The sequence below is a fragment of the Aciduliprofundum boonei T469 genome, from assembly GCF_000025665.1.
Lineage (GTDB): Archaea > Thermoplasmatota > Thermoplasmata > Thermoplasmatales > Aciduliprofundaceae > Aciduliprofundum > Aciduliprofundum boonei.
Genome location: NC_013926.1, coordinates 1,279,590 through 1,295,878, shown reverse-complemented (window position 1 = coordinate 1,295,878; position 16,289 = coordinate 1,279,590). Strand labels below are relative to the sequence as shown.

Annotated in this window: 14 protein-coding genes; 9 read left to right on the top strand and 5 right to left on the bottom strand. The window is 39.1% G+C overall.

Annotated elements, in window-relative coordinates:
* Positions 1–4: 4 nt before the first annotated feature.
* Entirely contained in the window at positions 5–1,849 is a 1,845-nt protein-coding gene (gene dnaK / locus ABOO_RS06800; protein WP_008083813.1) for a molecular chaperone DnaK, read from the bottom strand.
* Positions 1,842–2,294 (bottom strand): nucleotide exchange factor GrpE, encoded by a 453-nt coding sequence (locus tag ABOO_RS06795; RefSeq protein ID WP_008083826.1) that lies wholly within the window; start codon positions 2,292–2,294, stop codon positions 1,842–1,844. Before ABOO_RS06795 ends, dnaK begins: the two co-directional genes overlap by 8 nt.
* A gap of 97 nt (positions 2,295–2,391) precedes the next feature.
* Here ABOO_RS06795 and pdxS point away from each other — a divergent pair, with 97 nt between their 5' ends.
* Together pdxS and ABOO_RS06785 are read left to right on the top strand one after the other, a co-directional pair.
* Positions 2,392–3,402, top strand: coding sequence for a pyridoxal 5'-phosphate synthase lyase subunit PdxS (gene pdxS, locus ABOO_RS06790; protein ID WP_008083922.1), 1,011 nt, complete (start codon positions 2,392–2,394; stop codon positions 3,400–3,402).
* A complete protein-coding gene (locus tag ABOO_RS06785) occupies positions 3,396–3,776 on the top strand; it encodes a DUF61 family protein (protein ID WP_012997398.1) in 381 nt (126 codons plus the stop codon). Before pdxS ends, ABOO_RS06785 begins: the two co-directional genes overlap by 7 nt.
* Here ABOO_RS06785 and ABOO_RS06780 read toward each other — a convergent pair.
* Positions 3,773–5,110 (bottom strand): aspartate aminotransferase family protein, encoded by a 1,338-nt coding sequence (locus ABOO_RS06780; protein WP_008083914.1) that lies wholly within the window; start codon positions 5,108–5,110, stop codon positions 3,773–3,775. The two genes, ABOO_RS06785 and ABOO_RS06780, sit on opposite strands and share 4 nt — an antisense overlap.
* Positions 5,111–5,121: 11 nt before the next feature.
* Positions 5,122–6,951 carry an aldehyde ferredoxin oxidoreductase family protein gene (locus tag ABOO_RS06775; protein ID WP_008083804.1) on the bottom strand — a complete coding sequence of 610 codons (1,830 nt, stop codon included), beginning with the start codon at positions 6,949–6,951 and terminating at the stop codon, positions 5,122–5,124.
* 170 nt (positions 6,952–7,121) lie between these two features.
* Between ABOO_RS06775 and ABOO_RS06770 the strand changes: the two genes are divergently transcribed.
* The 6 genes from ABOO_RS06770 to ABOO_RS06745 are packed head-to-tail and all read left to right on the top strand — an operon-like array spanning position 7,122 to position 14,586.
* Positions 7,122–8,993 (top strand): ABC transporter substrate-binding protein, encoded by a 1,872-nt coding sequence (locus ABOO_RS06770; RefSeq protein WP_008083773.1) that lies wholly within the window; start codon positions 7,122–7,124, stop codon positions 8,991–8,993.
* A 60-nt stretch (positions 8,994–9,053) separates the two neighbouring features.
* Entirely contained in the window at positions 9,054–10,112 is a 1,059-nt protein-coding gene (locus tag ABOO_RS06765) for an ABC transporter permease (RefSeq protein WP_008083793.1), read from the top strand.
* Positions 10,109–11,518 (top strand): ABC transporter permease, encoded by a 1,410-nt coding sequence (locus tag ABOO_RS06760; RefSeq protein ID WP_008083799.1) that lies wholly within the window; start codon positions 10,109–10,111, stop codon positions 11,516–11,518. The genes ABOO_RS06765 and ABOO_RS06760 overlap by 4 nt, the downstream gene beginning before the upstream one ends.
* 5 nt (positions 11,519–11,523) lie before the next feature.
* Entirely contained in the window at positions 11,524–12,501 is a 978-nt protein-coding gene (locus tag ABOO_RS06755) for an ABC transporter ATP-binding protein (protein ID WP_008083932.1), read from the top strand.
* Positions 12,482–13,576 (top strand): ABC transporter ATP-binding protein, encoded by a 1,095-nt coding sequence (locus ABOO_RS06750; protein ID WP_008083143.1) that lies wholly within the window; start codon positions 12,482–12,484, stop codon positions 13,574–13,576. Before ABOO_RS06755 ends, ABOO_RS06750 begins: the two co-directional genes overlap by 20 nt.
* Positions 13,573–14,586 (top strand): BPL-N domain-containing protein, encoded by a 1,014-nt coding sequence (locus ABOO_RS06745; RefSeq protein WP_008083776.1) that lies wholly within the window; start codon positions 13,573–13,575, stop codon positions 14,584–14,586. Before ABOO_RS06750 ends, ABOO_RS06745 begins: the two co-directional genes overlap by 4 nt.
* Here ABOO_RS06745 and ABOO_RS06740 read toward each other — a convergent pair.
* Positions 14,583–15,455, bottom strand: coding sequence for a carbon-nitrogen hydrolase family protein (locus ABOO_RS06740; protein ID WP_236614135.1), 873 nt, complete (start codon positions 15,453–15,455; stop codon positions 14,583–14,585). The genes ABOO_RS06745 and ABOO_RS06740 overlap by 4 nt on opposite strands.
* A 54-nt stretch (positions 15,456–15,509) precedes the next feature.
* Between ABOO_RS06740 and ABOO_RS06735 the strand changes: the two genes are divergently transcribed.
* Positions 15,510–16,241, top strand: a complete 732-nt coding sequence (locus tag ABOO_RS06735) for a nuclease-related domain-containing protein (protein WP_236614134.1) — start codon at positions 15,510–15,512, stop codon at positions 16,239–16,241.
* The last annotated feature ends 48 nt before the right edge of the window (positions 16,242–16,289 follow it).

The window sequence follows — 16,289 nt, the reverse complement described above, 5'->3', positions numbered from 1 at the left end:
AGTTTCACTTCTCTTCGTAGCTAGTATCGTGGATCCTCTCATCTTTTCCCTCTCCACTATGCTTCCAGCTTGCTTGTTGCTGCCCCTGCTGCGCTTGTTGTGCCTGCTGATACATCGCAGTACCTATCTTCTCTATCTTTTTTGAAAGTACTTCAAGCTCCTCTTTTATCTTATCCCCATTTCCCTCTTCCAAGACCTTCTTTGCCTTCTTGATTTCTTCTTCTATCTCCGATTTCACATCGGAAGGAATCTTATCTCCGTACTCCTCCAGAGACCTTTCAGAAGCATACACCAATTGCTCTAGTTTGTTGCGATTTTCTATCTCCTCTCTCCTCCTCCTGTCCTCCTCGGCGAATTTCTCCGCCTCTTTCTTCATTTTCTCAATTTCATCCTTCGAGAGTTTTGTACTGGCACTTATGGTTATTCCTGTTTCCTTCCCTGTACCCAAATCCTTGGCACTAACATGCAGAATGCCATTTGCATCTATATCAAATGTGACTTCAATTTGAGGTACTCCACGAGGAGCAGGTGGAATGCCTGTGAGATTAAACATTCCTAGTGAGACATTATCCTTCGCCATAGGCCTCTCACCCTGAACAACATGAATGGTTACAGTTGTCTGATTATCTGCGGCCGTTGTAAATATCTTGGATTTACGAACTGGAATTGTCGTGTTAGCAGGTATTATGGGTTCTACTAGCCCGCCTAGAACTTCAACGCCAAGTGTTAAAGGGGTAACATCAAGGAGAACGATATCCTTAACTTCGCCAGCAAGAACAGCACCCTGAATAGCCGCTCCAGTTGCAACGCATTCCATAGGATCTATTCCCCTCTCTATTTTTTTACCCATATAATCTTCTACGAATTTTTGCACTATGGGCATCCTTGTTGGTCCTCCCACAAGTATTATTTTATCAATATCGCTTTTATTTAATCCAGCATTCTTCAAAGCCGCATCTATACTTTTTCCAGATTTCTCTACTATGGGTCTAACCAATTCTTCTAATTTTGCCCTTGTTAATGTAATGTTAAGATGCTTTGGCTCACCATTAACGATAGTAATGTAAGGTAAATTTATATCTGTCTGCAAGACACTAGAGAGCTCAATTTTAGCCTTCTCTGCGGCTTCTTTGAGTCGAATAAATGCATTCTTATCATTTCTCAAATCCACTCCGTTCTCTCTCTTGAATTCTTCAGCTATGTAATCTATTATTGCATTGTCCATATCCGTGCCGCCCAACTGGGTATCACCTGCTGTGGATATTACCTCAAAAACGCCACTGCCGTATTCCATTATGGTAACATCCAGTGTGCCACCGCCAAAATCAAATACCATAATTTTTAATTCCTCTTCGCTCTTATCAATTCCATAGGCTAAAGCGGCTGCTGTGGGCTCGTTGATTATCCTTACAACTTCAAGTCCTGCAATCTCTCCAGCATCTTTAGTCGCTTGCCTTTGATTATCATTGAAATAAGCAGGTACAGTTATCACAGCTTTCTTTATCTCCTCACCCAAATAAGCTTCTGCATCTCTTTTTATTTTTTGCAGTAGAAATGCGGATAATTGTTGGGGAGTGTACTCTTTACCGTAAATCTTGTATTTGTAATCTGTGCCCATTTTCCTTTTGAATGCATATACCGTTCCTTCCGGATTCGTAAGTGCTTGTCTTCTGGCAGGCTCTCCCACAAGTAATTGTCCGTCCTTGGTAAAAGCAACATACGATGGAAATGCTTTTCCGTACATGGTATTACCCTCAGCACTGGGTATCACCTTAACATTTCCATTTATATACACGGCTGCTGCCGAATTGCTCGTTCCCAAATCTATTCCTATTATCTTCTCACTCATCTTTATTCACCTCCTTTTTAGAAACCAATACCTTAGAATGTCTCAATACTATATCGCCAAGCATATACCCCTTTTGGTATTCCTCAACAACAATATCATCTTCATCTCCTTCCACGACTCCAATGGCTTCATGGAGCATGGGATCAAATTTTTTACCTATTGCCTCTATTTCTCTCAAACCTAGATTTTTCATTATTTTTTCCATCTGCTTTAAAATCAGTTCTATTCCATCCTTCATATTCTTAGGTATGGATTCAACTGCTTTTCTTAAAGATTCATAAGGCTCCAAAAATTCTTTTATTATCTCAATTCTACATCTTTCAATTTCCATGTTTTTCTCTCGCTCCATCATCTTTCTGTAATTATCCATCTCAGCAAGCTTGCGCAGGTACTTGTCCTTGTATTCATCTCTTTCTTTTTTTATTTTTTCAATATCTTCACACATTATAGGATGGAGATTGGAAAATTCTATTTAAGAGTTCGCAGAATTTACAACGAAAGATAAATAAAGATGGCAGCCATGGCTCATTGAGGTGAGAAAAATGCCATTTCATTTGGATCTGGAGAATGTTAGATACGGTAGTGAGCTCGTTAAGAGAGGCTTCGCCAAAATGCAGAAGGGCGGAGTAATAATGGATGTTACGAATGCCGAGCAGGCCGGAATTGCTGAAGATGCTGGTGCTGTAGCAGTTATGGCTCTAGAGCGTGTTCCCGCTGATATTCGTGCAGCAGGGGGAGTTGCAAGGATGGCGGATCCAAATAAGATTCAAGAGATTATGGATGCTGTTAGCATACCTGTTATGGCAAAGGTGCGTATTGGGCATATTGAAGAGGCCCGTGCATTAGAGGCGTTGGGAGTGGATATGATTGATGAGAGTGAGGTACTTACTCCCGCGGACCCGTTTTATCATATTGATAAAAGAGAATTTACCATTCCCTTCGTTTGCGGTGCAAGAAATCTCGGGGAGGCAGTGCGCCGCATCTGGGAAGGTGCCGCTATGATAAGAACGAAGGGTGAGGCTGGTACTGGCAATGTCATTGAGGCAGTTAGGCATATGCGCTTGGTTAATAGGGGAATAGAGGAGTTGAAATACAAAAATGATGCAGAAATATACAAAATTGCAAGAAAATATGCTGAATCTTATGAGAAGCTGTTAAAACAGGTTAAGGAGTTTAATGGTATGCCGTCGGATATAGACCCACATGAGCCTGTATTTGGAGAATACACAATAAACGATATTGTGGAAGGGCTCTACAAAGAATTGATGGAAATTAAAAAGCTCCAGCGTTTACCCGTTGTGAACTTTGCAGCGGGAGGCATAGCAACTCCACCAGATGCAGCTTTAATGATGAACCTTGGAGCGGATGGCGTGTTTGTTGGAAGTGGAATATTCAAGAGCCCAAATCCTGAGGAAATGGCCCGTGCAATAGTAGAGGCGGTCATGCATTACGATGAACCTGAGGTGATAGCTGAGGTATCCAAGGGACTCAAAGGAATGTACGGACAAGAAATCTCGCAACTCAACGAGAAACTTCAGGAGAGAGGATGGTAATTGAGAACATAATACAGCAGGATATTCTGAGCATAAACAGGGAGATAATAAAAAAGAGAGTGTCCTTGCAGGGGCTTCTCAAAGATCCAGTAATTGAGGAGAAAGGAAAGAAAATAAAGATAGAAAAAGAGTGCCTTGATAGAATTGCAGAGCGTTGTAATTTGCCACAATCTCAAATTTTTTTACCTATAACTTTTTTCATTCCTGCTGGCTCTTATGATGGTTATCTATTATCTGAAAAGGATTATGAAGTTGTATCCTCTCTAGGTTATGAACTCTATAAAAGAAATGGTAGGTATTGGATAGCCAAGTATAAAATAAGAAAGCTTGTAAGTTCTTGCCCAGGAGTGTTTCAGAGTATCATTGTGCCCTAGATCTGTTGGGATATTTCCTTTATAGTATCCTCGAAGATGTCCAAACCTTTCTCAACAGTATCTATGGATGCCACGATGGGTACAAGAATGCGTATAACATTGCTGAATAATCCCGCTTTTATTAAGATAAGACCCTTTTCAAGAGCTTTATGCAGTATCTTTTTGGTTTCCTCCGTAGCGGGCTCCTGAGTTTCCCTATCTTTAACAAGTTCCATAGCTATCATTGGACCTAAGCCTCGAACATCCCCTATTATTTTGAATTCATCCTGCATATCTATAAAACGCTTGTGTATGATATCTCCAATCTTCACAGCATTATCAAGATTTTTCTCAATTATATCTATGGTTTTGAGAGCAGCTGCACATGCCACAGGGTTTCCTCCATAGGTACCTCCTAGACCACCAGGATGCACAGAATCCATAATCTCAGCTTCTCCAATCACACCTGAGAGTGGTAATCCAGAGGCCACAGATTTTGCAAAGGTCATTATATGGGGCTCTGTTCCGAAATGCTCGGTAGCCCACATCTTTCCTGTACGACCGAAGCCACTCTGAATCTCATCATCAATAAGCAGCATTTCATTTTCCTCTGCAATTTTCTTCAACTCTGGGAAAAATCCCTTGGGGGGCACTATAAACCCTCCCTCTCCCTGCAAGGGCTCGGCTATGAATGCAGCAGTTTCATCTGGAGAGATGTGGGTTCTAAGCTTGAAATCTATGTACTCCAAAGTTCTTTGCAAACATTCCTCTGGATCCGTCTTTTTACCGCCCATGCATCTATAGGGATAGGGATAGGGCAATTGCCATATACCAGGTATGGGCATTCCAAGCTTGTATTTGTATGGTTTGTTCTTTCCAGTAAGGGTCATGCCCATTCTTGTCCTTCCGTGAAATGCGTGGTCAAAGGTAATTATCCCCTGCTTTCCTGTGCTGTAAATTGCAATTTTTATGGCATTTTCAACAGCCTCAGCACCACTGTTAAAAAGGGCCACCTTTTCCAAATTCGCAGGTGTGATCTGTACCATTCTCTCTGCAAGATGAAGGAATGGTTCATAGGGCAGGACCATGAAGCATGTATGGAGTAGCTTCTCGCTTTGCTCCTTTATTGCCTCCACAACCTCATCAGGAGTGTGCCCAGCATTAATAACTCCTATACCTCCAGCAAAATCTATGTATACATTTCCATCGACATCCTCCACAAACGCTCCATGTGCTCTCTCCACAACAATCGGATGCGCTACACTCATCCCCCGAGCCACATATTTATCCTTTAGTTTCAAAATCTCTTGAGATTTTGGTCCCGGGGGAACTACTTTTATTTTAGGGCCTTCCATATCACATCACCTCAAAATTTTCCAATATATTCATCCAATCCCAATTCTTCCAATTTCCATCTTGTGGGCCTTCCACTTTCATCCCATCCTCTCGCTCTATACCAATCTTTTATGGCCTGATGGAACTCTTCTTTGTTAATAGCTCTCTTATCTCCATTACCAACATCCACAGGCTCCTCAAAGAATCTCTCGGGCAAGGTATCGTCTCTGTGGGTATATCCTTCTCTAAGGAGAAAGAGTCTCTCCATGTTCCATATCCTATCCCCTATCTTTAGTATTTCCTCTCCCGAGTACTCATAGCCTGTAACCACTGTCAGAGCTTTGGCAATAGTGTCTGCATCATCCAAGTATCCATAACGACTTCCAAATTTGCACATTATCATGGAATCCACAACGGCAAGTACGTTTTGAAAATCTCTTATATACTCATGCTTGCCCCTTATTTGGAACCTATCCATTGTCTTGTATAGTAGCTCGGGCACATACATAGCTGCTCGCAAATGACATGCGCCTCTGTTGCTCGTAGCATAATTCAATCCCATTCCCACACTTCCTCTGGGATCGTATCCTGGAGGCTCCAATCCTTTTACATGAATCGCATATCTCTCAGAGCCCCTTCCTATACGCTTGGAAGCTTCTCTTACGCCTAAAGATAGAAGTTCGCCCACGCCCTCTCTTTTTGCAATCTTGTGCAGAAGATCCAATATTATCTCCTTGTTTCCAAATCTGAAATCCAAGTTATCCACTTCCTCCTTAGTTAGGATTCCCCTCTCATAAAGCTCCATAAAGAAGGCAATTGTGTCTCCAGCGGTTATGGTATCCATACCGTAATCATTGCAAAGAGCATTGGCCACTATTAAGAGATTGTAATCGTCATTGTCAATATTGGAGCCAAAGGCCATGGTGGTCTCATACTCTGGCCCTTCACCTTTCACTCTTATTCCTTCATATTCTGCTTCGGTAAAATTAGAGCATCTGATAGGACACCCATAGCAAGCCACCTTTTTCTTCGTAAACTCGTATCGCAGCTTCTTTGGATCCAAATTATCAGCCTTTTCATATGATCCCTGCTGAAAGTTTCTTGTGGGTAATGTACCTGTAGAATTTGTGACAGGAATCATTGCAGGGGTACCCAACTCAGAAACTTTGGCGGCTTTCACCCTTGTGTTTTTCAAAGCCTCTGCAAACACATCCTTTAATCCCTGTGGGTCTGCAACTTCAACCCTGTGTTTCCCTTTTACCACTATTGCCTTAAGTAGCTTGCTCCCCATAACAGCTCCTGCCCCAGTTCTACCCACTGCCCTATATTTATCATTCATAATGGATGCATACCAAACTAAATTCTCTCCTGCTGGTCCTATGGCTGCAATTTTAGCCGAAGGATACTTTCTCTCCAGATAATCGGTGGTTTCAAATACTCCCTTTCCCCATAAATTAGTGGCATCCTCTATGCTTACCTTTCCATCTTCAATATAAATATATACAGGCTTATCTGCTCTTCCCTCTACGATTATTCCATCGAACCCTGCCCTCTTCAAATGTGGTCCCCAGAATCCTCCAGAATGCGAGCCCGATGGAGTTCTTGTTAAAGGTGCTTTAGTTGTGACATTGTAAAAGGCAGATGATATCCCTGGAGTTCCCGTATAAGGGCCTGTGAGAAACATCAAGGGATTTTCCTCGCTTAATGGTTCCGTGGTTTTATTGGTCATATCTAAAAGAAGTTTGGCTCCAAGTCCTCGGCCACCTAGAAAATCATAGATGGGATAATTTTCAGTGTCTTCAATTTCATAGCGCACATCACTTAAATTTATTCTCACTATAGTGCCAACATACCCCTTCATATTCAACCAAACACCCAGTGGATATTTTTTAGACTATATTTAATGTTTTCGTTATAATGTTTTTAAATTGTTTACGAAAATTTTTCAAAACAATCTGAAATTATGACGATTATCGAAAGGTTTATATATGGTGTGAGAGATAACTTCCACGCCAAAGAAGGGGTGTATAAATGGGTGATGAAGAAAAAGAAGAAATTGAAGAGGTTTTTGAAGAACCTAAAAGTACTAGTAAACCACCGAAATCAAAATCTCTTGGGAAGATTATAGCAGCCATTGTTGCAGTGATCATTGTCATAGCAGCGATTGCAGGTGTATGGATGATGTCTCAGCATGGCGAAGAGAATAAAAAACCGGTAGTGGCGCCTAAGGTTTTGTATGTAGCGGGTACTTCGGATGTTACGACCTGGGATCCATCGTATTCATACTCTACAGAAGCTGAGTATTTAGCAAATATTTACGAGCCTTTAATATGGGCAAATCCCCCGGGAAGCGGTAAACCTTTTGGGCCTGCACTAGCCACATCTTGGGAAGTTTCAAGTAATGGCTTAACATGGACTTTCCATCTGAGACATAATGTGACTTTTCATAATGGAGATACTCTTGACGCTCAGGATGTTATATTCTCAATACAGCGAACTTTAACTACATTCTACACTACTTATGAAGGTGCAGGCTTTCTATGGTGGCCAGTGGTGGATAACTGGAAGACTTTGCATGTAAATATAACCGCTCCGGATGATTACACTGTAGTATTCCACCTTACCTATGCTATTCCACTAGACCGTGTGGCCGCCGCTATCTACGGAGCATGGATATTCAGCTCTAAATTGCCGGAAGGTGTGAATGAAAGCTCTTTGCATGGGTGGTTTGAGCAAGGTCATGATTTGGGCTCTGGTCCTTATACTCTAAGCGATTACCAAACTGGCAAGAAGATTGTACTAAAGGGTTACGATAAATACTGGGGAGGATGGAACGATACCCAGTATAAAGAGGTAGATATTGATTTAACAACTCCACAGCCAAGCACACAAACTCAGAAATTACAGGCTGGAGAGATAGATATTGCTAAAGCTACTGATTTGAGTGCTATTGATAATCTTAAAAAGGATCCAAAAATATCAGTTTATATCTCACCAAGTGCATATAACTACATAGGTTACATAAACATTTGGGCATACCATCCAGAACTAGCAAAACAGGGTTTAGATCCATATCCATTCACTCACAAAGAAGTTAGACAAGCAATTTCATATGGAATAAATTACCAAGAAGTTTTAAGAGCTGGAGTCCTTGGATATGGTAGACAGGCAAAGGGTCCTGTTCCTTATGGATTATGGCCGCATACAGCCGATGTGGATAGTCTATTGAAGCAGTACAATTATGACATTCAAAAAGCAAAAGATCTACTTGCCGCTGCAGGTTATCCCTCTTCAACTACTGATGGAAAACCAATGGCTGAAGATGGTAGCAATGCATGGATGATACTTCGATTGAACTATACCGCCGAAAATGCAGTAGAGGCTGCATATGCACCTGTAATCCAGAAATCTCTTGCAGACCTTGGCATATTTGTGAAGATAAATGCATTGGAGTGGAAGACACAGTGGTCTCTAGCAAGGCAGGTACCTGCTGATAAACCGGCTGACTGGCTCACTAATGAGACATTCCTGAAGAAGGTCTTTGGACCAAAGCAGGACATATTCATGATTCTTTGGTGGCCCAGTATGGCTGATGGATATGATAACCTAAATTCCATGTTTGCCGACCATAGCTATCCACCACTCTTCAATCTCTGTTACTGGTACAACAGCACCTATGATAGCTTACTCTGGCAAGCTTACATAAAGACATCCACAGATCCATCTACTGCGAAAAGTTTGTATGTCAAGGCAATGAACCTTCTCATTGACCAAGCACCTGCACTGTTTCTCATAGATGTACAAAGCGTTCTTTCTATGAAATCAAACATAGGCGGCTATACTCCTAACCTGTACTATCCAAGAACAATATTCTTCTACCAGCTGTACTATATTGGTGAATAAAAATTAAATATTTTTTATTTTTTTGTATATTAATCATACTACCACTCAAACGGTGATCCGATGAATATTAGGGATTACATAATACGCAGGCTGATATTTACGATATTCATAATAATAGGCATTACTCTCATTACATTCATTTTAATGCATGCTCTTCCCGTGGATCTTGCCGCTATGTATGCTGGAAATCCTAGAGATAATCCTGCTACAGAGGTAAATGAAGCAGAGATGATGCTTAAAGCTGCAAGGGAGAAATTTGGGTTAGATAAACCGTTATGGGTGCAGTATGGTTATTACCTCTATAATCTCTTCTTGAAATTTGATATGGGCATCTCTATGCGTACCCATAAACCTGTGGGAGAGGAGATAATCAATAGATTACCTGCGACATTGGAACTAATTTTTGTATCAATTGTCATTGCTTTTGTAGCAGGTGTGGCAGTTGGAGTAATCAGTGCAAAGAAGCAGAATAAGTTTACAGACCATATTATGAGAATAATTTCTATTAGCGGCGTATCTCTACCTGCTTTTTGGCTAGCCATACTTCTTCAATTTATATTTGGAAGCTGGATGGGATGGTTTCCAATAAGTGGAAGATACGATCCTCAATTATTCCATCAATATCCATTTCATACTATAACGGGATTCTATCTTATAGATACCCTTGTTCAGGGTAATTTTAAAATGTTTGGCGATGTGGCTTGGCATCTTATATTGCCATCTATCGCTATGGCCTCGTATCCATTTGGGGCAATAGCAAGAATGACTAGAGCCACCCTTTTGGAAGTTATGGATGAGCAATACATATACTCTGCACGAGCAATGGGTCTCCCTAAAAGGTTAATAACAAAATATGCACTAAAGAATGCTCTTGGGCCAACTTTAACAATAACAGGATTAAACTTTGCTTACATGCTCACAGGAGCGTTCTATGTGGAATGGATATTTGGATGGGGAGGTATAGGATGGTTTGCGGGTATGGCGCTTCTTAATTTGGATTATACAGTGATAATGGGAATGGTTGTAGTTGTTTCTCTATTCTATGTTATTGTGAATCTAATAGTAGACATCATTCAGGTTTACATAGATCCTAGAATTACCTTGGGGGAGAAGGCATGAGTCTCGGAGGATTTAAAGAGAAATATCGTAGTTTCATCGAAAATCACGAAGAACAGCTTAAAGAATGGAAAATAGGATTTAAAATAGTTTGGAGTAACCCTCTAATGAAAATAGGTATTATACTCATGCTCTCTCTTATAATAATAGCAATATTTGCACCATGGATCTCTCCTTATCCGGAAGATGCTATGACTGTAGGCACATCCTATGAGGGTATTGGAAATACAACAGTATATTCTAGTTTTAAATCGTATGGTTTTGTTTCTGTGGGTAACTATAAAGAATGGACTTTTACTCCCTATGATAAAGGTTCAACTACATTGACCGTGGGAAATGCTTCAATGACCATGGTTGTAGATAATCAAACTGAATTTAGTGCTAGTATATCCCAAAATACTCCAGTAAAAGTAAAGATGAATATGACAATATTCATTGAGATAAAGAATGTAACGACTTTGTATGTGAATCTTACAGATATTGAGTCTGCCTTTGTATCTCCTGGCGAGCAATTTCCGACATATGTGAATGTCGGAGGAAGGAGAAATGTGACTTTACCAAACACTACTACAAATGTATCCATAGCTTGGAACACTTTGATTTCTATAAAAAGTGGAGCTGATTCTGTAAAGATTGATGCCTCTACAACAGTTAATGTTATAATTATTTCGGAGAATAGGATGGGAAAAATAGGTGTTGATTTTTGGAGACCACCTAGCTGGCAACATCCATTTGGTACCGATTACTATGATAGAGATGTAATGAGTAGGGTGTTTTTTGGTACTAGAATTGCGTTAATGGTAGCAGTTATTGTTGTTGCGTTATCAATGCTAATAGGTGTACCATTGGGTGCATTTGCAGGTTATTATGGGGGTGCTATGGATGAAATTATAATGCGTATTACAGATATATTCTTGGCATTTCCTGCACTACTTCTTGCAATGGTATTATCGGTAACTTTTGGTCCTAATCTTATGAATGCGATGTTTGCTATTGCCATAGCTTGGTGGCCCTGGTACACTAGAATAATGCGTAATATGGTTTTATCACTTAGAGAGAGACCTTATGTTATGGCTGCTAAGGCAGCGGGAATAAAGAATATGACAATTATAAGCAAATTCATATTTCCAAATTCTCTTGCACCTATAATAGTGCAGGCAACTTTGGATATGGGTACAGTTATCCTAGCCGAAGCGGCTCTAGCATTCTTAGGACTAGGAGCTCAACCACCAACTCCAGATTGGGGTCTTATGATATCAAAGGAAGCCACATATATAACGCAGGGAATATGGTGGTCATCAGTATTCCCTGGTATATTCATATTCCTAACTGTTATATCTTTCAATTTAATTGGTGATGCTTTAAGAGAGTTCCTTGATCCCAAAGTCCGGTTGAAGAGGTTTAGGTGAGTAAAATGGAAGATGTGATACTCTCTGTGGAAAACTTGACGGTTGACTTTTATACCTATGAGGGAGTATTGCATGTTTTAGATGATGTTAATTTTCAAATAAGGAGGGGTGAGATATTTGGAGTAGTCGGAGAATCGGGATGTGGGAAAAGTGTGACCTCTAGATTAATAATGGGACTAGTTGCAAGCAATGCCCACATAAAAGCTGGGAAGATAATGTTCAATGGAAAGAATATACTAAAAATCTCTGAAGAAGAACTTAATAAAATAAGAGGAAAGGAAATATCTATGATTTTTCAGAATCCCATAGGATCTTTAAATCCCGTTTTTAAAGTAAAGGATCAAATGATAAATGTGATTATGAACAATCAGGGAGTGGATAAAGAAACTGCTTTAGACAAAGCTTTTAAGCTTTTAAAAATTGTGAATATGCCGGATCCAGAAAGAGTTTTGGAATCATATCCATTTGAATTGTCTGGAGGTATGGCACAGAGGGTTATGATTGCCATGGCCATATCCTCTAAACCAAAGCTGTTAATAGCAGACGAGCCAACTACTGCATTGGATGTAACTATTCAGGCCCAGATACTCAAATTGATTAAAGAGCTTCAAGAGAAGCTTGGAATGTCAGTGCTTTTTATAACCCATGACCTTGGGGTTGTTGCACAGTTATGTGATAGAATAGGTGTTATGTATGCAGGAAGTGTTGTGGCTTATGGGAGTACATACAATATATTAAAGGATCCAAAACATCCATACACCTTAGGATTGATGGGTGCTATACCTAGACCTGAGCATAAAGGCAAGCCCCTGCCATCCATAAAAGGTTCTGTGCCAAACTATCTCGATCCACCACCAGGCTGTAGATTCCATCCTAGATGCCAATATGCAATGGAGATCTGTAAAAAAGAGAAACCAAAAATGGTGAAAGTTGGGGGAAATCATCATGTGGCCTGTTGGCTTTATGGAGGTGAGGGAGATTAGCCATCCACTTTTATTGGTGAGGAATCTTAAAAAATACTTTCCAATAAAATCAGGGGTGATGCAAAAAGTTGTAGGTTATGTTAAGGCAGTTGATGGTGTAAGTTTTGATATCAATAAATCTGAGACCTTTGGAGTTGTAGGAGAATCTGGTAGTGGAAAAACTACCATGGGCCTCTCTATTCTGAGACTTATAGAGCCTACTGATGGAGAGATTATATTTGATGCTTCTCCTAAGATTATGGAAGAGATAAAAATGCTGGAAGCCAAAAGGAATCTGAATGAAAGAGATAAAAAAAGATTAAAAGAATTAAAAGAAAAATACAATTTGAGAAAGAAAAGCAAGAAAGATATGCTAAATATTAGAATGAAAATGCAAGTAGTTTTTCAGGATCCATACACTTCTTTTAATCCGAGAATGAATATGAGGGACAACATAGGAGTTATCCTTAAAACTCATAATCATAAATTGTCTAATAAAGATATAGATGAATATGTTCTAGAGCTTATGGAAAAATGTGGTTTAGCAAAAAGACATCTTAGAAGATTTCCACATCAACTCTCTGGAGGGGAGTTGCAAAGAGCATCAATTGCAAGAGCATTAGCTCTTAATCCAAAATTTATTGTAATGGATGAACCTACTTCAGCTTTGGATGTATCTGTGCAAGCACAAATTTTAGATCTTATGCAGGATCTTCAGAAAGAGATGAATTTGACATATCTATTTATATCCCATGATTTAGGGGTAGTAGAGTACATAAGTGATAAAATTGCCGTTATGTATCTGGGCAGTATAGTGGAACTAGGCACTACTACACAAATATTTGAAGACATGAAGCATCCATATACTAGAGCGCTCTTGGAATCTATTCCATATCCTGACCCTGATAAGAAAGGATCAATTAAGCCTTTATATGGCTCTATACCAAGTCCAAGAAATCCGCCTCCTGGATGCAAGTTCCATACGCGTTGTCCTTATGCAAAGGAGATTTGCAAGAAAAAAGCGCCGCCATTAGTAGATGTGGGAAATGGACATTTAGTTGCATGCTGGAAATATGTGGAAGGTGCTTATAAATGAGAGATGTTAAGATTTTTGCAGTTGTAGTCATAATCGTTGTCATTATAGTTGCATTTTATTATCTTATCATGAGCTCAAATCCAATAAGTGAACCTCCGAATTTTAGGGTTACGATAATTAGGGATAAAATGTTTGTTAGATGGAGCTCAAATGAATCAACGATAGGAGAGATAGAAATTAATGGAATTAATTACACTGAGAACTCATCTCATATGCTCCACAAGTTAGTAGTTCCCCATATAAGTAAAGGACATATGAGAATATTAGAATATAAAGATGGAAAAGATTTTGCCACCTATTGTGTAGAGCTAAGTAAGATTCATAATGTATCGCTCTCTGCAGGTATATATGCAGGATATGGGGCAGATACTGGAAGTTATAGAATGCTTAGTTCTCTTCTTGTAAATATGGGATTTGATACCCAATTTTTAATCGCTGAAAATTTTAATAAATTATATGATTTATTTAAGTTCGATATTATAGCATTTCCCGGGGGTAGAGCAGATCATATGATAATGGGTCTCTCTAGGCAGCAAATAGATACTCTAAGAGAGTATGTCTCACAAGGCGGCTCTTATATGGGTATTTGTGCAGGAGCTTATTTTGCTAGTAATTATACCGTATGGAATGGTATAAAATATGGTGATAATGCAGGATATATACTGGATCTTTATTCTGGAGATGCAGTTGGCCCAATTAAGGAAATTGGCAATTATGATCTAAATTCAACATACAATCCTCAGTATCCTACAAATATAACTTGGTATAACGGTGAAATTTTCAACGTTACATATTGGGGCGGTCCGTATTTTACACCAACTAATAATGTAAAGGTTTTGGCGATATATGATAAGATACATAAACCAGCAGCAATTAAATTTATGTACCATTCAGGCAGAGTTATATTGTTTGGTTTTCATCCAGAAATAAATACTTATTACTCTCAGGAGAATAGAGAGATGTTTTTAAAGGCACTCAAAATTGAGATTTTATGGCTTGCTGGTCTCTAATCGTTATATGTTTTTCTTATTGCGTACACTTCCTCCGCCATATCCAGCCATTCAGTATTAGCGTCCACCACTAACATTCCCTCATCATCATGCATTTTAGCGAAAGTACCAAAAAATGGCATTGCAAGTTGTGTATGACCAAATAAATTAATTTCATAATTACCAAGATTATATTTTCCATATGGATTTACATATACTACAAGCATTTCATTTTCATAGGCTCTAGCCGAAACTAAAGTATCTACAAATTGTGGTTCTGGCTCAACATTACTTAACTTCTCTAAGGTACTGCTATTTTTTGCCATTCCATATTTGTCCTCCAAGGACCAAAAAGAAGGTCCAAATAATATTTTGGCACCTTTTCTAGCTATAGTGTTGGCAACCTCAGGAAATGCAAAATCCCAGCAAATATTTATCCCAACTTTACCAAATTTAGTATCAAAAACTGGTCTCTCTTTTGAGGGTTTTAGGAATTTATTTTCAGAGGCCCAAAGAAAGTTCTTACGATACTTTCCAACGATATTTCCTTTATCATCTATTAGCACAGAAGTATTATAAAAGCCATCCACAGTCTTTTCATGAATTGATCCCATTACAATATGCATCCCATATTCCTCTGCGTATTTCGTAAACCAATCAGTATATTCTCCAGGTATCGGTCTAGCAAGCTTATTTAGAGAGCCTATGTCTCTTATTACTCCTTCTAAGAATATCTCTGGAAAAACTAAAAAATCACATTCTTTATCTCCTGCTTGAACCACATAGTTTTTTGCTTTTTTGTGATTCTTTGGGACATCATTATGAACGACATTCATTTGAACCGCACATATTCTAACCATTTCTATACCCAGGAGATTATATGAATTCATGATTTATAAAATCTTTCTAAGAAAGTTTATATGAATAATGTTTATGGGCTTTCAATGGGTAAGAGTTATCCCGAAGAGCAGTTACGAAGGCTAAGAAAAAAGAGAAGAATGAATATATTAAAATCAGCTATTTTATTCACATTTGCGATGCTTGGAGAAATATTTATTCTAAATCATTTTTCAGGAGGATTAAAGATCGGATTCAATATACCTTTTCTTGCAGTTCTCCTTCTCCTTCTTCTTGCCCTGATATTTTTTGCCTTAATGCTTCATTATTTTAAACCTTCCAAGGATGAAAGAAAATTCAGTATGGGAGTAGAGGGTGAGAAATTATTCAGGAAATATCTGGATAAGCTCAGGGGTTATAAATTCTACAGCTTGCCTTTACCCCATGGTGGTGATATTGATGCTCTTCTTATTAGTAATAAAGGTATTTTTGCATTTGAGGTTAAAAATTATTCGGGCATAGTTGAGTGCGAAGGAGATGAATGGAAAAGAATTAAAATTGGAAAAGGGGGAGGTAAATACGAAGGGCATGTTGGCAAACCCTCCGAGGAGGCAAAGAGACATGCCCTTGATTTGCAGAATTATCTAAATACGAAAGGGTTTGATGTTATAGTATACCCCGTAGTCGTTATCACGCATTCTGAATCTATACTTCGGTGTGAGAGATGCTCGGTTAGAGTTATCAAACCTCAAGAGTTAAGGATATTGCTCAACAAGAAAAATGAGCTTACGGATAAGGAGTGTAAAAATATATACAAAGAGATTAGCAAATTAATTTAGCGCATTGTTTTTTGCATAATAAGGATCAATGGCTAAAAATTTTTTAGA

Excerpts from the sequence above, each read along its gene's own strand:
- dnaK (WP_008083813.1), bottom strand. The coding sequence starts at position 1,849 with ATGAGTGAGAAGATAATAGGAATAGATTTGGGAACGAGCAATTCGGCA.
- ABOO_RS06795 (WP_008083826.1), bottom strand. The coding sequence starts at position 2,294 with ATGTGTGAAGATATTGAAAAAATAAAAAAAGAAAGAGATGAATACAAG.
- pdxS (WP_008083922.1), top strand. The coding sequence starts at position 2,392 with ATGCCATTTCATTTGGATCTGGAGAATGTTAGATACGGTAGTGAGCTC.
- ABOO_RS06785 (WP_012997398.1), top strand. The coding sequence starts at position 3,396 with ATGGTAATTGAGAACATAATACAGCAGGATATTCTGAGCATAAACAGG.
- ABOO_RS06780 (WP_008083914.1), bottom strand. The coding sequence starts at position 5,110 with ATGGAAGGCCCTAAAATAAAAGTAGTTCCCCCGGGACCAAAATCTCAA.
- ABOO_RS06775 (WP_008083804.1), bottom strand. The coding sequence starts at position 6,951 with ATGAAGGGGTATGTTGGCACTATAGTGAGAATAAATTTAAGTGATGTG.
- ABOO_RS06770 (WP_008083773.1), top strand. The coding sequence starts at position 7,122 with ATGGGTGATGAAGAAAAAGAAGAAATTGAAGAGGTTTTTGAAGAACCT.
- ABOO_RS06765 (WP_008083793.1), top strand. The coding sequence starts at position 9,054 with ATGAATATTAGGGATTACATAATACGCAGGCTGATATTTACGATATTC.
- ABOO_RS06760 (WP_008083799.1), top strand. The coding sequence starts at position 10,109 with ATGAGTCTCGGAGGATTTAAAGAGAAATATCGTAGTTTCATCGAAAAT.
- ABOO_RS06755 (WP_008083932.1), top strand. The coding sequence starts at position 11,524 with ATGGAAGATGTGATACTCTCTGTGGAAAACTTGACGGTTGACTTTTAT.
- ABOO_RS06750 (WP_008083143.1), top strand. The coding sequence starts at position 12,482 with ATGGAGGTGAGGGAGATTAGCCATCCACTTTTATTGGTGAGGAATCTT.
- ABOO_RS06745 (WP_008083776.1), top strand. The coding sequence starts at position 13,573 with ATGAGAGATGTTAAGATTTTTGCAGTTGTAGTCATAATCGTTGTCATT.
- ABOO_RS06740 (WP_236614135.1), bottom strand. The coding sequence starts at position 15,455 with ATGAATTCATATAATCTCCTGGGTATAGAAATGGTTAGAATATGTGCG.
- ABOO_RS06735 (WP_236614134.1), top strand. The coding sequence starts at position 15,510 with ATGGGTAAGAGTTATCCCGAAGAGCAGTTACGAAGGCTAAGAAAAAAG.